Annotated in this window: 16 protein-coding genes and 2 pseudogenes; 15 read left to right on the top strand and 3 right to left on the bottom strand. The window is 69.5% G+C overall.

All coding sequences use genetic code 11. The features are described from left to right. Positions 1–289: 289 nt before the first annotated feature. Together ACZ45Q_RS06030 and ACZ45Q_RS06025 are read left to right on the top strand one after the other, a co-directional pair. Positions 290–1,241: pseudogene (locus ACZ45Q_RS06030) on the top strand (endonuclease/exonuclease/phosphatase family protein). Positions 1,242–1,488: 247 nt separating this feature from the next. Beyond that, positions 1,489–2,715 (top strand): MFS transporter, encoded by a 1,227-nt coding sequence (locus ACZ45Q_RS06025; protein ID WP_468255576.1) that lies wholly within the window; start codon positions 1,489–1,491, stop codon positions 2,713–2,715. Between the two features lie 49 nt (positions 2,716–2,764). On the opposite strand, the pseudogene ACZ45Q_RS06020 reads toward ACZ45Q_RS06025, so the two are convergent. Together ACZ45Q_RS06020 and ACZ45Q_RS06015 are read right to left on the bottom strand one after the other, a co-directional pair. Further along, positions 2,765–2,851, bottom strand: a pseudogene (locus ACZ45Q_RS06020) (glutamine synthetase); the annotation flags it as partial. Positions 2,852–3,015: 164 nt separating this feature from the next. After that, positions 3,016–4,320, bottom strand: a complete 1,305-nt coding sequence (locus tag ACZ45Q_RS06015) for a hypothetical protein (RefSeq protein WP_468255573.1) — start codon at positions 4,318–4,320, stop codon at positions 3,016–3,018. A 249-nt stretch (positions 4,321–4,569) separates the two neighbouring features. On the opposite strand from ACZ45Q_RS06015, the gene ACZ45Q_RS06010 reads away from it, so the two are divergent. Continuing rightward, the gene (locus ACZ45Q_RS06010) at positions 4,570–5,805 is read left to right on the top strand and encodes a helix-turn-helix domain-containing protein (protein ID WP_468255570.1); all 1,236 of its coding nucleotides are present in this window, start codon (positions 4,570–4,572) and stop codon (positions 5,803–5,805) included. Continuing rightward, positions 5,787–6,365, top strand: coding sequence for a flavoprotein (locus ACZ45Q_RS06005; protein ID WP_468255568.1), 579 nt, complete (start codon positions 5,787–5,789; stop codon positions 6,363–6,365). The genes ACZ45Q_RS06010 and ACZ45Q_RS06005 overlap by 19 nt, the downstream gene beginning before the upstream one ends. Before the next feature lie 203 nt (positions 6,366–6,568). Here ACZ45Q_RS06005 and ACZ45Q_RS06000 read toward each other — a convergent pair whose 3' ends face one another. Next, positions 6,569–6,964 carry a GntR family transcriptional regulator gene (locus tag ACZ45Q_RS06000; protein WP_468255566.1) on the bottom strand — a complete coding sequence of 132 codons (396 nt, stop codon included), beginning with the start codon at positions 6,962–6,964 and terminating at the stop codon, positions 6,569–6,571. Positions 6,965–7,364: 400 nt separating this feature from the next. On the opposite strand from ACZ45Q_RS06000, the gene ACZ45Q_RS05995 reads away from it, so the two are divergent. The 11 genes from ACZ45Q_RS05995 to ACZ45Q_RS05945 all read left to right on the top strand — a co-directional run bounded on the left by ACZ45Q_RS05995 (position 7,365) and on the right by ACZ45Q_RS05945 (position 15,262). Then, the gene (locus tag ACZ45Q_RS05995; RefSeq protein ID WP_468255564.1) at positions 7,365–7,634 is read left to right on the top strand and encodes a DUF6284 family protein; all 270 of its coding nucleotides are present in this window, start codon (positions 7,365–7,367) and stop codon (positions 7,632–7,634) included. Next, positions 7,631–7,975: a hypothetical protein gene (locus ACZ45Q_RS05990; RefSeq protein WP_468255562.1), complete on the top strand. Its 345-nt coding sequence runs from the start codon at positions 7,631–7,633 to the stop codon at positions 7,973–7,975. Before ACZ45Q_RS05995 ends, ACZ45Q_RS05990 begins: the two co-directional genes overlap by 4 nt. After that, a complete protein-coding gene (locus ACZ45Q_RS05985; RefSeq protein ID WP_468255560.1) occupies positions 7,972–8,826 on the top strand; it encodes a protein spdB in 855 nt (284 codons plus the stop codon). The genes ACZ45Q_RS05990 and ACZ45Q_RS05985 overlap by 4 nt, the downstream gene beginning before the upstream one ends. Next, entirely contained in the window at positions 8,826–9,161 is a 336-nt protein-coding gene (locus ACZ45Q_RS05980) for an RRQRL motif-containing zinc-binding protein (protein WP_468256450.1), read from the top strand. Before ACZ45Q_RS05985 ends, ACZ45Q_RS05980 begins: the two co-directional genes overlap by 1 nt. An 81-nt stretch (positions 9,162–9,242) precedes the next feature. Further along, complete coding sequence (locus ACZ45Q_RS05975; protein ID WP_468255558.1) at positions 9,243–11,417, top strand: cell division protein FtsK; 2,175 nt, start codon at positions 9,243–9,245, stop codon at positions 11,415–11,417. Positions 11,418–11,559: 142 nt separating this feature from the next. After that, positions 11,560–11,811: a hypothetical protein gene (locus ACZ45Q_RS05970; protein ID WP_468255557.1), complete on the top strand. Its 252-nt coding sequence runs from the start codon at positions 11,560–11,562 to the stop codon at positions 11,809–11,811. A 152-nt stretch (positions 11,812–11,963) separates the two neighbouring features. Further along, positions 11,964–12,158: a hypothetical protein gene (locus tag ACZ45Q_RS05965; RefSeq protein ID WP_468255556.1), complete on the top strand. Its 195-nt coding sequence runs from the start codon at positions 11,964–11,966 to the stop codon at positions 12,156–12,158. 15 nt (positions 12,159–12,173) lie between these two features. Further along, positions 12,174–12,623, top strand: a complete 450-nt coding sequence (locus ACZ45Q_RS05960; protein WP_468255554.1) for a hypothetical protein — start codon at positions 12,174–12,176, stop codon at positions 12,621–12,623. Positions 12,624–12,640: 17 nt separating this feature from the next. Then, positions 12,641–12,805, top strand: coding sequence for a hypothetical protein (locus tag ACZ45Q_RS05955; RefSeq protein ID WP_468255553.1), 165 nt, complete (start codon positions 12,641–12,643; stop codon positions 12,803–12,805). Positions 12,806–12,895: 90 nt separating this feature from the next. Next, the gene (locus ACZ45Q_RS05950) at positions 12,896–13,780 is read left to right on the top strand and encodes a bifunctional DNA primase/polymerase (RefSeq protein WP_468255550.1); all 885 of its coding nucleotides are present in this window, start codon (positions 12,896–12,898) and stop codon (positions 13,778–13,780) included. A gap of 3 nt (positions 13,781–13,783) precedes the next feature. Then, entirely contained in the window at positions 13,784–15,262 is a 1,479-nt protein-coding gene (locus ACZ45Q_RS05945) for an ATP-binding protein (protein WP_468255547.1), read from the top strand. Positions 15,263–15,656 lie beyond the last annotated feature (394 nt).

Below are 15,656 nucleotides of genomic sequence, written 5' to 3'. Positions count from 1 at the left end.
CCGCCGAATGTGCGCGTTTCGTCACAGAGCCCGCCCGGGTCACTGCCGACCGGAACTCCCCACCGGCACCCGCACGTCCTCGTGCCCGTACGGCCGTCACGCGACGGCGGGAGAGGAACCGATCATCCCCTAGGGTTCTTCCGGGGCACGGGGGAGACGGTGTGCACGGCAGGTAGTGAGGCGACGGTATGGCGCAGCAGGCTTACGTGACGGAGACGGACGACGGCGGCTCGGAGCCCGAGCGCCGGGAACCCCGGGTCCGCCGCCTGCTCGCCCGGTACTTCGCCGGCTGGCGGGGCGACCGCCGGATCTGGCGCCGGGGACTGGTCACCGCCGCGGTGGCCGTGCTGCTGTCCGGCGTGCTGGCGGCGCACGCCCACATCCCGAACGCCGTCGGCAACCTCGGCAGCCTCACCGAGACGTTCCTGCCGTGGCTGGGTGTGCTGATCCCCCTCCTGCTGGCCGTCGCGCTGGCCCGCAGGTCCGCGACCGCGCTGATCGCCGTCCTGCTGCCGGCGATCGTGTGGCTGAACCTCTTCGGCGGCCTGCTCACCGACAAGACCGGCTCCGGCGGCGACCTGACGGTGGCCACGCACAACGTCAACGCCGACAACGCCGACCCGTCGGGCACCGCCCGCGCGGTGGCCGCCGCCGGCGCGGACGTGCTGGCCCTGGAGGAGCTGAAGGCGTCCGCGGTGCCGACGTACGAGCGGGCGCTCGCCGGGGCCTACCCGCACCACGCCGTGGTCGGCACCGTCGGGCTGTGGAGCAAGTACCCGGTCAGCGACGTGCGGGCCGTCGACATCCGGCTCGGCTGGAAGCGGGCGATGCGCGCCACGGTGGCCACCCCGGCGGGGCCGGTCGCGGTCTACGTCGCCCACCTGCCGTCCGTGCGCGTGAAGCTGGAGGCCGGGTTCACCGCCCGGCAGCGCGACAAGAGCGCCGACGCGCTGGGCGAGGCCGTCGCCGCCGAGCCGCTGGAGCGGGTCGTGCTGCTCGGCGACCTGAACGGCACCATGAACGACCGCGCCCTCAACGCCATCACCTCGCAGATGCGCTCCACGCAGGGCGCGGCGGGCGACGGCTTCGGCTTCAGCTGGCCGGCCTCGTTCCCGATGGCCCGCATCGACCAGATCCTGGTCAAGGGCGTGGAACCGGTGACCAGCTGGACCCTCCCGGCGACGGGCAGCGACCACCTGCCGCTGGCCGCGCGTGTGAAGGTCGACACAACGGCGCCCTGAGATTTCGGGCTGGAACACTCGCCCTGAGAGGCTTTGTTCCGTACAGGAACATACGAGGAGATCTCCCTGTGCCGGTGTGTGCCGGCTGCGCCGGTTGTGCTGCCTGTGCTCCCGCGCGTGCGTGCATGCCGTGCATGGCGTGCATGCCGCGCACGCACATCCGCTCTGGAAGTCCCGAAGTCCCGAAGTCCCGAAGTCCCGAAGTCCTGAAGCCCGAAGTCCCGAAGTCTCGAAAGGCGACCCCTTCATGCCCCTGGCCCTGCTCGCCCTCGCCGTGGGCGCCTTCGGCATCGGTACGACCGAGTTCGTGATGATGGGCCTGCTGCCCGACGTCGCGGACGACCTGAACGTCTCCATTCCCACCGCCGGCCACCTGGTCTCGGCGTACGCGCTCGGCGTGGTCGTCGGCGCCCCGCTGCTCGCCGCGGCCACCGCGCGCCTGCCGCGCCGCACCGTCCTGATCGGCCTGATGGTCCTGTTCGTGGCCGGCAACGCCCTGTCCGCCCTGGCCCCCGACCACCACTGGCTGCTCGCCGCCCGGCTGCTCAGCGGCCTGCCGCACGGTGTCTTCTTCGGCGTCGGCGCGGTGGTCGCGACCGGTCTGGTGGCGCCGGAGCGCAAGGCCCGCTCGGTCTCCCTGATGTTCCTGGGGCTGACGGTCGCCAACATCGCGGGCGTGCCCGTGGCGACGCTCATGGGGCAGAACCTGGGCTGGCGGGCGACCTTCCTCGGCGTCGCCGCCATCGGCGTGGCCGCGATCGCCGCCCTGGCGCTGCTCGTCCCGCGCGACGACGCCCCGGCCCCCGAGGCGGGCCTGCGCGGCGAACTGGCCGCCCTGCGCTCCGTCCCCGTCTGGCTGGCCCTCGGCACCACCGTCGCCGGCTTCGGCGCGCTCTTCGCCGCCTACAGCTACATCACGCCGATGCTCACCGCCGCCGCCGGGTACGCCGACGCCAGCGTGACCCTGCTGCTGGCGCTGTTCGGCGTGGGCGCGACGGCCGGCAACCTGCTCGGCGGCCGGCTGGCCGACCACTCCCTGCGCGGCACCCTGTTCGGCGGCCTGGTGTCCCTGACGGTGGTCCTCGCCCTGTTCCCGCTGCTGATGCGCACGGAGGCCACCGCCGCGGTCGCCGTTGCCCTGCTCGGCACGGCGGCCTTCATCACCGGCTCCCCGCTCCAGCTGATGGTCATGGAGAGGGCGTCGGCGGCGCCGTCCCTGGCCTCCTCCGCCAACCAGGCGGCCTTCAACCTCGCCAACGCCGGCGGCGCCTGGATCGGCGGCCTGGCCCTGGCGGCGGGCTTCGGGGTGACGTCCCCGGCGCTCGCGGGTTCGGCCCTGGCGGTCCTGGGGCTGGCGGTCGCGGGCACGGCGTACGCGGTCGACCGCCGTGTCGCCGGGCCGGCCGTCCGGGACCGCGTGGTCGCGGGGCACCTGCCGGAGGCGGCGGGTCCGGCGGAGTCGGTACGGCGCTGACGCTGAGGGCCCTGCCCGACGGGCAGGGCCGGACAGGCCCGGACGGGGCCTAGAGCACCGGCAGGTTCTTGCGCAGCTCGAACGCCGTGACCTCGCTGCGGTACTCCTCCCACTCCTGGCGCTTGTTGCGCAGGAAGTGACTGTGTCCTTGAGTGACCCTGCAGATCGCCGCGCGTACAGGGCTGACCTGGGGCCGAAGGGGTCGTCATTGGTCGTTGTTCGGTGCTGTGGGCCACCCTTCGACGGCCCACAGACGGCCCGAGCACAGAGACGAGCGTCCGCGTTTACTTGCGGGGAACACTACAAAGCGAGTCTACCTGTCGCATTTCTGAGCAGTTCGCGTGCATCTTTCGCCGACAGCACCCCTTCGCGGACCTTCCGCAAAAGGCGGAACAGTATAACGGTATCAATAACCAAGCCATTACCCTGACTAAAAGCAGCTACATCTTCATCCTTTCCGTGGAGTGCAGGCTGTCGGGTGGATGGATCCCTCTTGATGAACTGGTTAACGATGTACCAGCAGGCGTCCGGCCCTTTGCCGTGCTTGGCCGAGTACCTCAATACGAAGCGCACAAATTGCGTCAAGCCCTCCGTCTTCGCCCCCTTGGAGTATCCTTTCACCTCTCCGAGAGCGACCCATGTTGGGAAATCTGGATCCTTGACGTTCAGGTCTTCGAGATGGTCGTCCACCTCCGCCGCTTGATCTGCATCAGAAACCGAGAAGCCGATCTCTTCAAGCATGCGCATCACTGCAACCTTGAGCTCATCCGATTGAGCGGTCAGTAGAGCGCGCTCATACTTGTCGGCAGAGTCGCGCGCTGCCGACAACCGAGCCTTCAACTCCACTTCAAGAGCGTCGAGCCTTCTGAGTTCCTCTTGACGGCGCCTATCAACTTCTGCAATCTCGACTTTTAGTTTCGCTTCTTCGCTGGTGAGCCACTCATCACTGGCCGACCAGTCAGGAATTCCTGGGAATCTTTCAGGGGCCAAGGCGTGCCACTCGCCCAATGCCGCCTTGACCCACGGAACGATATCCGGCGTATCATAGGGAAGTAGCCAAGCTTCTGATTCCTTGCTTCGCGCATACCATCCTGCCAGCACATGCCCATCTGGTGTTGCAATAAATGGCTTCACCTTTGGGCCGCTCGTGTTCAAGGTGTGCGCGAAGTATCGATGCGATTGACGCTTCTTTATGACTTGCTCAAGTTCCTCGTGAGCGAGCGCGGAGACCCTCTCAGGAAGCCCTTTAATTCGCTGAATTTCTTGAGAAACAACACCGTAGTGCACGCTTACATCGAGCTGCCATTCTGGTCGACTCTCGACAGGTTCGTAAAATTTTACTGGCTTTCCCTGGAACACGACGAATAGGTGAGGTTCCACGTAGAGGTCACGGCCGTACTGCTGACTCTCAGTTAGTGATTGGTCCGTCACGAGGAGATCCCACTCCTGTTGACGGATCTCGCCGAGACTTTCAATCACGCGAGATGTCGGACACAGTTCGAGGAGCGCGGCGACTACGTCGCTCTTTCCCTGGAATCCTTTAATGAGCAACCTCGGGCGCGGACTGGTGTTAACGACAGCGCCGAGCGATACGTTCTGAACCATCGTTCTCTCCTGGGGATCTACGTGGCTCCCATTTTGCACAGTCACAGACTCCCGCACCCATGCTTTTGATCTGTCAGTCGGGACGTAGGTCGACTCTGCGTGGCCACACGGGTGGAGATCGAGGTCCGCAAGTGACCGCGGCTCGGCCCCCTTGCGGTGGTACGGCAGCAAGCAAGGCCAACTACCTAGGCAGTCACCTGCTCTGTACCGTGAGGCAGGCCCCTACAACCTCGCAGGAGGCAGCACGTAATGCGTGGTCTTGGAGATCACCTCAGCATCGGTGAACGCATCGCCTTCTACCGGAAGCGTCGCGGCTACACGCAAGAGGTGCTCGCCGGTCTGGTCGGGCGTAGCACAGACTGGTTGGCGAAGATCGAGACGGGGCGCCGGAAGCCTCCCCGGATCGACATGCTCGCGGAGCTGTCGCGCATCCTGCGCGTCTCCCTCGGGGACCTGCTCGGTCAGACGGTGCTCATGGAGGACGAAAAGCAGCAGGACGACGTTCCGGCAGTACGCGACGCGCTCATGAGCCCGCGCCGGCTGTCCCGTCTGCTCTTCGGCCCCGAGGCTGAGGCGCAGCTCCCTACACCTGCGCCCGTTGCCGTGCGTGTGGAGCAGGCGTGGAACGACTATCAGAGTGGGCGTCTCGGCAGCGTCATCACCGCACTGCCCGCGCTGCTCCAGACTGCGCAAGAGCTGGAGGAGCGAGCCGCGCGGCGCGGCGATGACAGTAGCGACTGCTGGGCAGTGTCCGCCCGTACCCACCACCTCGCAGCAACGACCCTCGCGAAGATCGGTGAATCGGACATCTCGTGGCTTGCTGCCGAGCGCGCGATGCGTGCCGCAGACGAGTCTGACGACCCGCTCGTACTGGCATCCGCCGCACGGTCCGGCACACACGCGCTACTGGCCAACGGCCGTTACGACGACGCGTTGGAACTGGGCAACACGGCCGCCGCGTGGCTCTCGTCTCGGGTGACCGACAACGACCCTGCGGCATTGAGCCTGCTGGGGATGATCCACCTGCGGGCCGCTGTCGCAGCGGCCCGCCACCAGGACCGATCCACCGCGGCCGGCCTGTTGGATCGAGCCGAAGAACTCGCGGAAGACCTCGGCTCAGACGAAAACTACTGGCAGACGGGGTTCGGGCCCACGAACGTGCTGCTGCACCGCTTGTCCATCGAGCTAGACCTCGACAACGTGGCGTACGTGGTCGAGCACGGCCGCATCAACGTCGACCACATGCCGCAAGAGCGGAGCGTGTCCCACCGGATCGACTTCGCGCGCGCCCTGTCGCTCGCCGGCCGCGGTGACGATGCGTTCCAGGAACTTCGGACCGCTGAGCGCACCTCCCCCCAGCTCGTACGCAACAATCCCAGGGTTCGCGAGACGCTGCGGGACCTGATCAAACAGTCACCGGTGACGGGCGGCTCGCGCTCCTCTGAGGTGTTCGTGATGGCACAACGGTGCAGGGCGGTGCAGTGAGTTCGAGCAAGCGCGGGGTGCTGGGAGTTGTGGGGTCGGCGGCCGGTGGCGTGGAGGGCCTCCGGACGAATCTTGTCGAGCCGGCGATGAGCCAGGGTTGGCAGGTGGCCGTAACCCTGACCCCAAGCGCCGGTCAGTGGCTTCGGGTGAGCGGGGAAGTCGAGCAGCTGGAGAAGCTGACCGGGCTGCCGGTCCGGGACCAACCGAGGTTTCCGGGAGAGGCTCGACCGCACCCACCGGTTGACTGCTACGTAGTCGCTCCTGCGTCCGCCAACACGGTCGCCAAACTTGCGACGGGCGTGATGGACAACCAGGCGCTGACGCAGGTCTGCGAGGCGATCGGCACCCTTGGTCTGCCCGTCATCGTCTTCCCAAGGGTGAACGCTGCGCACGCCCGGCATCCGTCGTGGCAACATCACATCGACACTCTCCGGGCGGGAGGCGTGCACTTGGTCTACGGGCCGGAGGTGTGGCCGCTGTACGAGCCTCGGGAGGCGCCGGCAGGGCGTGAACTTCCCTGGGCAGCGGTGCTGAGCACTGTGGATCAGGTCACGCGGTGACGCTCATTCAACCCTTCTGACCTGCAAGAAAGATGGACCCGGACAGTCTGTCCGGGTCCACTGTTGTTTCCGGCTGCACGCTGGAGACATGCCAGGGATCAACGAGCTGGAAGGCCTGACTCTTGCCGAACTCGCGCTGGTGCAAGCGAGTCTGAGTGAGGCCCGCGCCAACGCCGAACGATTGCTGAGGCGTGCGGACAAACTCACGAAGAAGATGGAGTCTCGCCTTCTACGAGCCGCTCAAGGCGATCAAGCCGCTCTCCGAGTACGCGGAGAGTGTCGTGGATCGCGTTCAGCTCCGCCGCCAACGCGGTGAATGTTGGGCTGCTGCCGGGCTCAGAACCGAGAGGTGCGGAGGGGTCGCGAACGAACGTTCCACGCCCCTGCTGGGTGAGAATCAGCCCTTCATCACGTAGCTGACCGTACGCACTCTGCACGGTCATGAGCTGCACACCGAGATTCTTGGCGAGCGCGCGGGCGGCCGGAAGGCGGTCACCCGGCTGGTACTCGCGATCGGGGCCCGTGATCTTCGCGCGGAAATCCGCCGCGATCTGCTTGGCCGTGGGCGATGTCTTGGGCGCTTCGGCGCTCTGATCCATGCCTTCGAGAGTATCCGGACCTAGGTCAATCTCAGGTCCCTCGATCGAACCGCTTGACAGCCAGATTGACCTAGGTCAATCTGAGGTCACGCCGGACGGGACAGCCCGACAGGAAGGCGGCCACGGCCGCACGCCTCGGGCCCTGGGCTGGTCGTTGCTTGAGAACTCAACAGCGTGATGAGGTCGCCGCCTCCTCCGATAAGGCGGCCGGCGCGGGGCCACGGCGCCCGCGCACCCCTCGACCATTCCGCAGCTCACATCTGCGGCCGGTTGCCTCCGCTGCTCGTCTCGTACGAGCAGCGCTGAGGGGAGCCGGAATCGACTCCAACGGCAAGCGGCTCCCGGGGTGCCTCCCGGGAGCCGCGTTAGGGCCGTTCCTCGCTGGAAGGAACCACGACCCATGGAACACATCGTCACTGTTCAGGACGCTGTTACCGCGTTCGCTCCGTGGATGGAACCGACCGTCGCTGAGCTGAACGCAATCGAGCAGGAGATGCCCGTCATCCTGGCCGACGTCGACCTGTTGGACGCGCACATCACCACCCTGGACCGCGTCCCGACCGAGCTGGACGAACGGCGTATCCGCCGGGCCCGGCGCCGGGCGCTCGCCGCCCGGGTCGCGCTGGTCAACCGCGCGGCCGGTACGAGCCTGCCCGGAGGTGCGGCGTGACGCTGGACGACCTCTCGGTCTCGCTGCGGGCGCTGCGGCTGCTGGCCGTGGACTTCCCGCACCTGCCCGCTCCCGACGTGACCGTGTCTCCCGTCTTCCCGGAGTGGCTGCGGCTGTCCTTTCACGACTCCTCAGAGGGGAGCTTCGCCGCGTTCGAGCAGTGGCGTACCGCGCTGCGGATCGCCCCGGATGCGGTCGGCTACGGCACCCAGAGCGACGGCCGTACCCGCGTGCTGAAGGCAGAGGGCCGGTTCGCTGGCGCGGTGATCGTCCTGACCGGCTTCGCGGACGTCGCGGTGACCGGCACGGCCCCGGCGGGGCAGGCGGGAGGTGCCCGGTGAAGGCGAAGACCGTTCTGCCGGCTGTCGCGATGACGGCCGTGTCCATGGTCCTGACCCTGGCCGTGGTCGTGATGTGGCTGGGCACGGCGGTGCCGTGGCCGGTCGCTCTGGTCGTCGGTCTCGGTATCGACGGGGGATGGCTGGCCACGCTCGCCTACGAACGCCGCCTGGCCGCGCAGGGCGACCACAATCCCACCGTGACCGCGGTCGGCTGGTCGTTTGGGCTCATGGCGACGGGGGTCCTGGTCGCCCACGCCCTGACTGCCGACCACTCTGGGGCGTGGCTGGCTGTGGCGTGGCTGCCGATCGCGGCTAAGGCCCTGTGGCTCGTGCACAGCCTGTGGGAGCGCACGGCGCTCACCCCGCTCGCGCTGGACGCGATCCGCGGTATCCAGCAGGAAGCGCGGGACGAAGCGGCCGTGGCCCGCGCCCGGCTGCGGGCGGAAGCGGCCACCGAGGAGACCCGGCTGACGGCCGTGACGGAAGCCGGTGCCCGCGTCGCACGCGTCCAGGCACAGACCGCGCAGAGGCTCGCGGGGGCGTGGTCGACGCTGGAGACGGCCCGCAAGGGTGAGGAGACCGGCAGGGCGCTGACCAGCGTGACGGCCCCCGTCACGTCCGGCGTCACACCCCGCTGGGAACTCCCCGTGTGGGGGCCCACCGAGCAGGTACCGGCGCTGGAGACGGGAGCGCCGGCCCTGTCGGATGATGCGTTGGACAGGCTCGTTCACGACATCCGGCACAGCCAGACCCCGCCCCTGTCGTACCGCGAGATGGCTGCCCGCTTCCGGGCCGCCGGCCACTCCGCGAGTGAGGTGCGGTTGCGGGCCGCGTGGAAGCGCGTCGCGTGATGGCCGCGCTGCCGGTCTACCAGTGGCGGCTCGCCCCGGACGGCTACGCCACCCGCCGCCAACTGCGTGCCCGTGGCCTGCGGCCCGGTGGTCAGGAGGTGGCGGCGCAGCTCGAACGGCCGCGCCGCCGCCGGGGCCCGCTGGTCGCCTACCTCTACCGCATCGACCTGGCCAAGCCGGTCCGTCCCATGACGCCGGCCCGGTGGGCGGCGCTCACCAGGGCCAACGCCGCCCGCCGCACCTGCCCCGCCTGCGGTCGTGACGCCGGCTACGTCATCCCCGTGTCGCTCGGCAGGTGCGTGCCGTGCGCCTACCCCGAGCAGTACGCCGCCTGAAGTCCCGGCGGGGCCCGTTCGCCCACCTCCTACAGCGACGGACCGGGCCCCGCCTTCCCTCTGCGAGAGAAGGACGTCTCAGTGAAGCATCCCGACGACGATGAACTGTTCAACCGGCTGGAAGCCGAGATGGCTGCCGGCCACGGCGCCGACGTGGTCGACCTGGACAAGGCCCGCGCCGCCCGCGAACCGGCCCCCACCATCCCCGGCCCGGAGCCGACCGACCCGGACACGCCGGTCATGGTCGACCAGCCCGCCCCCACGGCGACCGGTCCCGGCTACCTCGGTCGGCTCGCCAGCGCTCGCCGCCGCGCGGTCGTACCGGTCTGGCTGAAGTCCGTAGCGGAGCTGCGCACCGCCGCCGGGTGGGTGGCCCGGCACTACGCCCACGCCGCCGGCTACCACGCGCTCCGTGCCCCGGTCTACGCCGCCCGTCTCGCCTTCCAGGCCCCGGCCGGCGCCGCCCGGTTCGTTGGGGGCACGATGCGGTGGGTGGCCGACCGCGAGGGCGAACCGGTCCGGCTCGCCGCCGTGCGGCGGGAGGACGCTGCCGAGTACCTGAAGCTGTCGCGGCAGCGTGACGGACGGGTCCGGCTGCGGACCCTGGTCGCCGCGCTCGCGCTGTTCACCGGCCTCGGTCTCGCGCTCGCCCTGTACGTCCTGGCCCCCGACTGGCTGCAAGCCGTCTCCGTCGGCGCGGTCGTGCTCGCCCTCGGGGCGGCCGGCCGCAAGGCAGACGCCCCGGTCGTGCACCGGGCCGTGGAACTGCCCAAGGCCACCAAGCTCACCAGTGACATCGTCCTCCGCGCCCTTGGGGCACTCGGCATCCCCGCGATCAATCAGGCGCAGGCCAAGGGGCGGGACGGATTCGAGTTCACCACCCCCATCACCCGCGACGGCCCCGGCTGGCGCGCAGAGGGCAACCTGCCCTACGGCGTCACGGTCACGGACATCATCGAACGCCGCGAGCGGCTCGCCTCCGGTCTGCGCCGCCCGCTGGGGTGCGTGTGGCCCGAAGCGGTGCCGGATGAGCACACCGGGCACCTGGTGCTGTGGGTCGGAGACCAGGACATGTCCCGCGCCTCTCAGCCGGCGTGGCCGCTGCTGAAGTCCGGGAGCGTGGACCTGTTCAAGCCGGTCGCCTACGGCACCGACCAGCGCGGCCGGTGGACCGAGGTCACGCTCATGTACATCGCGGGCGTCATCGGCGCCATCCCCCGCATGGGCAAGACGTTCCTGCTGCGTCTGCTGCTGCTCATCGCGGCACTCGATCCGCGTGCTGAGCTGCACACCTACGACATGAAGGGCACCGGCGACCTCGACCCGGTGGGCAACGCGGTCGGCTACCGGCACGCCGCCGGCGACGACGACGAACCCGTGCAGTACGCCCTGGACGACTTCCGCGCCCTGCGCGAGGAACTGCGCCGCCGCACGAAGGTGATCCGCTCCCTGCCCCGGGACATCTGCCCCGAGTCCAAGGTGACGTCCGCACTCGCGGACAAGCGGTCGTTGGGCCTGCAACCGATCGTGGTCGGGGTCGATGAGTGCCAGGTCCTCTTCGAGCACCCCGAACACGGCAAGGAGTTCGAGGAGATCATCACCGACCTGGTCAAGCGCGGACCCGCCACCGGCATCGTCGTGTTGCTGGCCACGCAGCGCCCGGACGCCAAGTCGCTGCCCACCGGCATCAGCGCCAACGCCTCCGCGCGGTGGTGCCTGAAGGTCATGGGCCAGCTGGAGAACGACATGGTCCTGGGCACCTCCGCCTACAAGCGCGGCGTGCGCGCGACCATGTTCGCCTGGGGAGACAAGGGCATCCACTACTTCGTGGGCGAGGGGTCCGACGCCCGTATCGTCCGCTCCGTCTACGTCGACGCCGGCGGCGCCGAAGCCATCGCAGCCCGCGCCCGCCGCGCCCGCGAAAAGGCCGGACTGCTCGCCGGCCACGCCCTCGGAGAGGCACCGGAGCCGACCACAGCCGCCTACGACCTGCTCGCGGACATCCTCGCCGTGGTCCCGGCCAAGGAGGCCAAGGCGTGGTCGGAAACCATCGTGACCCGGCTCGCGGACCTGCGCCCCGAGGTCTACGACGGATGGGACCCCGACGCGCTCGCCACCGCCCTCAAGCCGCACGGCATCTCCACCATCCAGGTCGGGCGCCGCGTCGACGGCAAGGTCGTCAACCGGCGCGGAGTCGACCGCTCCCACATCACCACCGCGATCGCGGAGCGTGACGGAAAGCGGGACGCGGGCTGACACTCCGGGGCCGCTAACGATAGCGGCACACCCCGCTAACGTTAGCGGCCCCGCTAGCGCCCCAAACCGCCTCTGATCAGGCCGCTAGCGGATAGCGGCCCACCTGCGCCAATCCCCGAAACCCCGCCAGGAAGGGCCCCACATGACCTCCGCCCTGCTCGCTATCACCCTCATACTCGCCATCACACTCTGTTACGCCTCTTTGTGTGCGGTGTCGCCGTTCGGTGACTGCCGCCGCTGCCGTGGCATGGGCCACGCCCTCAAAACCGACCGCAAGGGCCGCATGAAGCGCGGCAAGGACTGCCGCCGCTGCCACGCCACCGGCAAGCGCATCCGCACCGGCCGCTGGCTCTACAACCGCTGGGCCCGCATCTACCGCGCCGGCACCGACTGAGCATGCGACCGGCGACCGCCCGTCATGAGACGGACCCCGCTCCGAGCGGGAGCTAGGCGGGCGCGGTCGCCGGTCAGGCGCCCCAAGCTTGCCAGCACCCGGGGCCCCGCAAGCGTATCCACCCCTCTGCCTCGCCCGAAAGCGAGTTCCTCGTGCTGTTCAACATCTCCGCCGTGCTGCTGTTCGGCGTCGCATCCGTCTTCGCGGTCAGGACCAGGTCCGCCGGTGGCGGCGCCGCCATCGTGCTGTTCCTGTTCGGGTTCTTCGCCGCCGGCACCGGCGCCTACGAGCCCATCCACAACCTCGTGCAGGCATCCGCCGACGCCCTGTCCGCCCTCGGCAACTGAAAGGACACCGCCACCGTGAACGACCCCACCCACCGGACCGCGCCCCTCGTGGTCCACCACCCCACCCCGGTCATCCCCGCCGCCCCCGCGGCGCCGGTCATCCCCGACCAGCCGTGCCACGTCCCGGCCGTGGCGAGCGTCGTCCTGCCGGACGGCCGTGTCGTCACCGGCTACGCCGTGGCTCCGGCTCAGCCCGAACCGGTCGCCGCCAAGCCGGCCGTATCCCGCACGGCCGTGAACGTCGCCCTCGGAGGCGTCGGGTTCCTCGCGGTGTGCGGCGGTCTGCTGCTGCTCACCTCGTTCATCGCGGCCCTGACCGCGTTCATCGGCCAACTCATCATCCTGGCCGCCGTGATCTTCGGCGGCTGGATCGCGGTGCAGGTCTTCAGCGCAAGCGGCCACCAGGGCGGGACCACGGTCAACATCCGCAAGGCCGTGATCAAGCGCAACCACTTCCACGGCTGACCATAGGAGATCACTGCATGTTCGAAGACGAGTACTGCGACGAGTGCGGCGACTACGGATGCCCCGGCCACTTCCTGTGTGACGAGTGCTCCGGCGACATCTGCAACGAGTGCAGCGGCTGCGACTGCCCCGACAGCTACTGCCCCGGCCCTATCGCTCACATGACCGGCAACGACTTCTAGCTACGCCAAGGGCGGCCCCCGATTCCGCCAAGAACACCGGGGCCGCCCTTGTCCACCTGCCACCCACGTGACCTGTGGAGGTCTCCCAGCATGACGCAACCGACCCCCACCCGACGAGTGCCGGATAGCTTCCGGCCGCTCCGGGTCTTGGACACCGCGCTCAGCCTGGCAGCGTCCGGCCTGCCGGTACTGCCCCTGCGCCGGGGCAAGGTCCCGTTCGGCAACTGCCCCACGTGCGCGGACAACGCGTGCGGCGGCCGGCCGAACATGAAGACCCCGGGCCCCTGCGACTGCCCCGGCGTCTGCCACGCGTGGGCCGCCGCCACCACCGACCGGGCAGTCATCGTCTCCCGTCCGTGGGCAGCGGCGTGGCGCCGGGCGGTGTGCGTGGCCTACCACCCCGGCGCCGCCGGGCTGACGGTGGTGGACTTGGACGACGCGGACGCCATCGCGTGGGCCCGTGCCGCTCTGCCCGCCACACGCACCGTGCCGACCACGCGCGGTGAGCACTGGATCTACCGGGGCACCATGGCCTCACACAACGCGGTCCGGCCCGGCGTCGACATCAAGTCCTGCATGTCGTACGCCCGCTACCTCGGACCCGGCACCGGCCACATGGCCGACCTGCCGGACGCCGTGCGCGCCCTCGCGGCGAAGAAGCCTTCCCCGGCCCGGTCGGCACCGCCCGCCGGCACCGTACCCGCAGGGACCGGCGCCGGGGCGTGCCCACACCGCACGCCCGCCTACCTGGAACGCGGCATCGCGATGGCCGTGCAGCGCATCACCGAGGCACGTAGTGCGGTGCACGCGAGCGTGTACCGGACGTTTCTCGCGGTGCTGTCCAGGCACGGTCGGTGCGGCTGCCTGACCGATGCGCACGTCGCCCGGCTGTTCGCCGCCGCGCAGGCCAAAGGCGAGACGGCCCGGCACTGCACGGACGCGTGGACCAACGCCCGTACCACGTTGGGACTGTGAGCCATGGCCGACGACGACAAGCCCCCCGCGCGGGACGTCATCGCGGGCTACGCACAGGAGCACTTCCGGTACTTCCGCACCGCTGACGGGACCGTGTACGCGCAGAGGAACGGCCACCCCGTGGCCCGCCCGATCCGCTCCCAGGGCACATCGGGCAGCCATCGGCAGGAACTCATGGTCGGGCTCTTCCGCGACGGACACGGCGTCTTCAACGGCACCGCCTTGAAGGAGGCACTCGACTTGATCGAGGCACTCGCACTGAGCCAGGACGTACAGCCCGTACACATCCGCGTGGCGCCGGGGTTCGACGGGGCGACCTGGCTGGACCTGGGACGCGACGACGGGCAGTCGGTCCGTATCCACCCCACCGGATGGGACATCCGCACCCCCGACCCGGCAGAGGTCTGCTGGCGCCGCACGCAACTCACGGGCGAGTTGCCCCTGCCTGCCAAGGACACCGACGGCAAGGGCATCGATCTCCTGCTCAGGCTGTGCAACTTCGCCAACGCCGAGACCGAGTGCCTGGCCATCGCGTGGCTGATCGGCTGCCTGGAACCGTCCGTTCCCGTCCCCGCCCCGTTCCTCACCGGCCCCCAGGGCGCGGGCAAGTCGACGGGCGGGCGGATGCTCGTACGGATCATCGAGGGCATGAGCGGCGACCTGCGCCGGGCCCCGAAGGATGAGGAAAACCTGATCGCGGCCGTGGCCGCCGGCTGGGTCACCGCCCTGGACAACCTCTCCCACCTCGCCCCCGACCTGTCGGACGCGATGTGCTGCATCGTCACCGGGGCCGAGACCGTCAAGCGCGCCCTGTACACCGACGGAGACGTCGTCCGGGCCCGCTACCGCCGCCCCCTGCTGCTGACCGGCATCGACGTCGGGGTGATCCGGCCCGACCTTGCCGAACGGCTCCTGCCGCTCCGGCTGGAACGCCCCAGCGTCCGGCGCACCGAAGCGGAGCTGTGGGCGGAGTACGCGCAGGCCTTGCCCGTGATCCTGGGGTCCTTGCTCGACCTCACGGTCAAGGTCCGTGCGGCAGAGGCGGACATCCCGACCGACCTGCGGATGGCCGACTTCGCGCACCTGTGCGCGCAGCTCGACGCGGCCACCGGGTTCGGTGCGCTCGCCGCCTACCGGGCCAGCCTGGACGACCTCAACGACGACGTGATCGAGGGCGACTTGTTGGCGCAGACCGTCCTGAAGTACGCCGCGGGCCTCGCTCCGGGCGCAGAGGAGCGGATGACGTCCGCCGAGTGGCTGCACGCCCTCACGGGCCTCTACAGCGGCGAGGACTGCCGCCCCCTTCCAAAAGGCTGGCCCACCACCGGCAAGGTGCTCTCAGACCGCCTCAAGCGCCTTCAGCCCACCCTCGCCGCCCGGGGCGTCCTCATCGACTGGGGACGCACCAAAGCGGCCCGGTACATCGAGATGGCCCGGCCTCCGGCCCCGCCGCCGGCACACGAGCAGGAACCGGCATTCTGACCACCGGCCCCCTGCCGGTGGCCACAAGCAAGAGGAGCACCCCGCCCCCGAGTGCTCCTCTTGCTGTTCGGCGGCAACGCCGCCCTGCAATGGTCGCGCCGCGAAGCGGCTCCTTCTTCACGCCCTGAGCCGCACCACAACAGAGACCACCACCTCTCTTGTCCGAAGGAAAGAGACGCTGCGTCACCTGCGTCACCCACGGACGGCAAACGCCCCGTGACCTGCCCAGAGAGCGGTGACGCAGACGGGCGGCGGATGCGTCACCCCGCGTCACCCGCGTCACCGGTGACGGAAGCCTGCGTCACCGGGTGACGCACCCCGAAAATCCCTGCGTCACTCAAACCGGCAGGTCAGAACCCTGAATGACGCAGATGACGCGGTGACGCAGAAATCC

The organism is Streptomyces sp. NPDC031049 (assembly GCF_055571015.1).
This window is presented reverse-complemented; position numbering and strand designations above follow the sequence as displayed.

Coding starts and splice junctions, on each gene's coding strand:
- ACZ45Q_RS06025 (WP_468255576.1), top strand. CDS start 1,489: ATGCCCCTGGCCCTGCTCGCCCTCGCCGTGGGCGCCTTCGGCATCGGT.
- ACZ45Q_RS05995 (WP_468255564.1), top strand. CDS start 7,365: ATGGAACACATCGTCACTGTTCAGGACGCTGTTACCGCGTTCGCTCCG.
- ACZ45Q_RS06015 (WP_468255573.1), bottom strand. CDS start 4,320: ATGGTTCAGAACGTATCGCTCGGCGCTGTCGTTAACACCAGTCCGCGC.
- ACZ45Q_RS05980 (WP_468256450.1), top strand. CDS start 8,826: ATGGCCGCGCTGCCGGTCTACCAGTGGCGGCTCGCCCCGGACGGCTAC.
- ACZ45Q_RS05955 (WP_468255553.1), top strand. CDS start 12,641: ATGTTCGAAGACGAGTACTGCGACGAGTGCGGCGACTACGGATGCCCC.
- ACZ45Q_RS06010 (WP_468255570.1), top strand. CDS start 4,570: ATGCGTGGTCTTGGAGATCACCTCAGCATCGGTGAACGCATCGCCTTC.
- ACZ45Q_RS05950 (WP_468255550.1), top strand. CDS start 12,896: ATGACGCAACCGACCCCCACCCGACGAGTGCCGGATAGCTTCCGGCCG.
- ACZ45Q_RS06000 (WP_468255566.1), bottom strand. CDS start 6,964: ATGGATCAGAGCGCCGAAGCGCCCAAGACATCGCCCACGGCCAAGCAG.
- ACZ45Q_RS05970 (WP_468255557.1), top strand. CDS start 11,560: ATGACCTCCGCCCTGCTCGCTATCACCCTCATACTCGCCATCACACTC.
- ACZ45Q_RS05945 (WP_468255547.1), top strand. CDS start 13,784: ATGGCCGACGACGACAAGCCCCCCGCGCGGGACGTCATCGCGGGCTAC.